The organism is Cellulomonas septica, from assembly GCF_012396155.1.
GTDB lineage: Bacteria > Actinomycetota > Actinomycetes > Actinomycetales > Cellulomonadaceae > Cellulomonas > Cellulomonas septica.
In genome coordinates this window covers 1-2,819 of record NZ_JAAXOY010000487.1, presented here as the reverse complement: position 1 = coordinate 2,819, position 2,819 = coordinate 1, and the positions used below count along the sequence as shown (strand labels likewise).

At 72.1% G+C, this 2,819-nt stretch carries 4 protein-coding genes; 2 read left to right on the top strand and 2 right to left on the bottom strand.

What is annotated here, in order from left to right; genetic code table 11:
• A partial coding sequence (locus HGA02_RS21855) for an ALF repeat-containing protein (RefSeq protein ID WP_210728649.1) occupies positions 1 to 336 on the bottom strand: 336 nt, incomplete at its 3' end.
• Between HGA02_RS21855 and fbaA the strand changes: the two genes are divergently transcribed.
• Positions 329 to 1,348 carry a class II fructose-bisphosphate aldolase gene (gene fbaA, locus HGA02_RS15470; RefSeq protein ID WP_168679950.1) on the top strand — a complete coding sequence of 340 codons (1,020 nt, stop codon included), beginning with the start codon at positions 329 to 331 and terminating at the stop codon, positions 1,346 to 1,348. The genes HGA02_RS21855 and fbaA overlap by 8 nt on opposite strands.
• Before the next feature lie 101 nt (positions 1,349 to 1,449).
• On the opposite strand, the gene HGA02_RS15465 is transcribed toward fbaA, so the two are convergent.
• Positions 1,450 to 1,887, bottom strand: a complete 438-nt coding sequence (locus HGA02_RS15465) for an STAS domain-containing protein (RefSeq protein WP_168679948.1) — start codon at positions 1,885 to 1,887, stop codon at positions 1,450 to 1,452.
• Between the two features lie 113 nt (positions 1,888 to 2,000).
• Between HGA02_RS15465 and HGA02_RS15460 the strand changes: the two genes are divergently transcribed.
• Positions 2,001 to 2,729, top strand: coding sequence for a PAS domain S-box protein (locus HGA02_RS15460; protein ID WP_210728648.1), 729 nt, complete (start codon positions 2,001 to 2,003; stop codon positions 2,727 to 2,729).
• The last annotated feature ends 90 nt before the right edge of the window (positions 2,730 to 2,819 follow it).

Genomic DNA, 2,819 nt, shown 5'->3' with positions numbered 1-2,819 from the left:
GAGAAACTCGTGTGCCTCCTGTGCCGTGCCGGCCAGCGCCTTCTGGGTCGCCGCGTACAGCGCGGGTCCAGGGTTGGACGCGAGGATCCGCGCCAAGGCCAGGCGGTCGTCGACGACCTTGCGAGGGCGGCGCGGGTGGCACGTGCAGTGCGCGAGGTCAGCGGCTTCGTCACGACCAGCCGGTCGGCACGTGCGACCGCCGACTTGAGCAGCGGTCGCTGCTAGCGCCTGATCGCCGCCGTCCGTGGGAAGGACGTCCCGACCGGCCCTTTGCCGAACGGTGGCAAACTGTGGGCGACACCGTCCTACGAACGCAGGAGTGCTGCAGATGGCCATCGCCACCCCCGAGGTCTACGCCGAGATGATCGACCGGGCGAAGGCGGGCAAGTTCGCCTACCCGGCCGTGAACGTCACGTCGTCCCAGACCGTCACCGCCGCGCTGCAGGGCTTCGCGGAGGCCGAGTCGGACGGCATCCTCCAGGTCTCCGTCGGCGGCGCGGAGTACGCGTCGGGCGCGACGGTCAAGGACCGCGTCGCCGGCTCGATCGCGCTCGCCGCGTACGCGACCGAGGTCGCCAAGGGCTACGGCATCACCGTCGCCCTCCACACCGACCACTGCGTCAAGAAGAACCTCGACTCGTGGGTCCGCCCGCTGCTCGCCCTCGAGGCGGAGCAGGTCAAGCGCGGCGAGAACCCGACGTTCCAGTCGCACATGTTCGACGGCTCGGACATCCCGCTGGACGAGAACCTCGTCATCGCGGCGGAGCTCCTCGAGCTCTCGCAGGCGGCCCGCACGATCCTCGAGATCGAGGTCGGCGTCGTCGGCGGCGAGGAGGACGGCCACGAGGCCGAGATCAACGAGAAGCTCTACACGACGGCGGAGGACGGTCTCGCGACGGTCCGCGCGCTCGGCGTCGGCGAGAAGGGCCGCTACCTGACGGCCCTCACGTTCGGCAACGTGCACGGCGTCTACAAGCCGGGTGCGGTCAAGCTGCGCCCGTCGATCCTCGCGGACATCCAGAAGGCCGTCGGCGCCGAGGTCGGCAAGGACTCGCCGTTCGACCTCGTGTTCCACGGTGGTTCGGGCTCGACGGCCGAGGAGATCGCCGAGGCGGTCGACAACGGCGTCATCAAGATGAACATCGACACGGACACGCAGTACGCGTTCAGCCGTCCGGTGGCCGACCACTTCTTCAAGAACTACGACGGCGTCCTGAAGGTCGACGGCGAGGTCGGCAACAAGAAGGCCTACGACCCGCGCGCCTGGGGCAAGCTCGCCGAGGCGGGCATGGCGCAGCGCATCGTCGAGGCGGCGCAGCAGCTCCGCTCGGCCGGTCACAAGCTCTGACGCACTGACGACGACGGGCCCCGACCACCGCGGTGGTCGGGGCCCTCGTCATGTCCGGGGCGTCGCGTGCGGTCGCCGCTCGCGACGTGCCGCGGTCGTCCTCAGGAGGTCGTCGGCCCGTTCGTCGCCGGGGCGTCGCCGACCGGCTGGAACGCCGAGTCGTCCGTGCCCTCGACCACGTCGAGCAGCTCGCCGATGCGCGTGACCTCGAGCAGGAAGCGCACGGTCGGCGGGACGCGCAGGAGGCGCACGCGGTGCTGGCTGCGGATCGACAGCCGCGCGAGGAACGCGACGCCCGACGAGTCCATGAACGTCACGTGGTGGGCGTCGACCTCGATGGGCAGACCCACCTGCTCGGCCTCGGCGGTCGCCTCCTGCAGCTCGGGTCCGAGGTCGGCGTCGACCTCGCCCGAGAGCACGATGCGCGTGCGGTCGGTGCCGACGATCACGTGGACCGCACCGGGTTCACCCACGACGCGACCGGCCGCGTCGTCGGTCGTCGCCGACTCGTCCGGGTTGCTGCTGTTACCGTCGCGCACAGTGCTCCTTCTGGTGCCGGCCTCGAAGGCGTGCCGTCGACTGCCTCGACGATCCGCCCGTTCGGCACGCTAGACGATCGGAGGTGGTGGTGGTCAACTCCCACGCGGATCCGATGTCGGGTGGTCTGCCCCCCGCGACGCCGTCCGTGACCCCCGACCTGCACGCGCGCGCCCTCGCGGCCACGGTCGTGCCCATGGGGCTGTTCGAGTCCCGGGACGCGGTGCTCACCGCCGTGTGGGTCAACGAGGCGTTCGAGCGGGCCGTCGGGTACGGCCTCGAGGGTGCGCACGAGCGTGAGCCGGCGATCCGCGCGGAGCTCGAGCGGGACCCGGTGCGGGCCATGCAGCTCGCCGAGGCGCTCCTCGCGGGGCGGCCGTTCACCCCGACGTTCACGCTCGGTCGCGCCGACGGGTCGCGGTTCGTGTGCCAGGTGCACCTGTCGCCGGTCCCGTCGGACGACGCGCGCGACACCCCGCGGTACTGGGTCGCGGCGTTCCAGGACATGACCGAGCAGCTGTCGCACGACGCCGAGCAGGCCGCGCTCGTCGAGGCCGAGCGTCGCGAGCGCCGCAGCCTCGGCCTCATCGCGCAGGTCTCCGACCTGCTCATGGACGTCGACGACCCGCACGCGCTGCGCGAGATCGCGATGGTGCTGCGGCACGCCGTCGTGGGCTGGGCCGGCTTCTTCCTCAACGACCGCGGGCTGCGGGCCGCCGACGGGATCGACGGAGGGCCCGGCCGCGGGCACCGCGGCGACGCGTTCCGCACGGCCACGCGCGGCCCGCGTCCCGACGCCCCCGACGTCGGGACGACGCACGCGGCCGCACCGACCCGGGGTTAGCCTGACCGGCATGCGGTTCGACGCGCTCGACCTCGGCACCCGCCTGCTCCCCTACGAGCCCACGTGGGCGCTGCAGCGGGACGTGCACGC

Excerpts from the sequence above, each read along its gene's own strand:
- fbaA (WP_168679950.1), top strand. The coding sequence starts at position 329 with ATGGCCATCGCCACCCCCGAGGTCTACGCCGAGATGATCGACCGGGCG.
- HGA02_RS15460 (WP_210728648.1), top strand. The coding sequence starts at position 2,001 with ATGTCGGGTGGTCTGCCCCCCGCGACGCCGTCCGTGACCCCCGACCTG.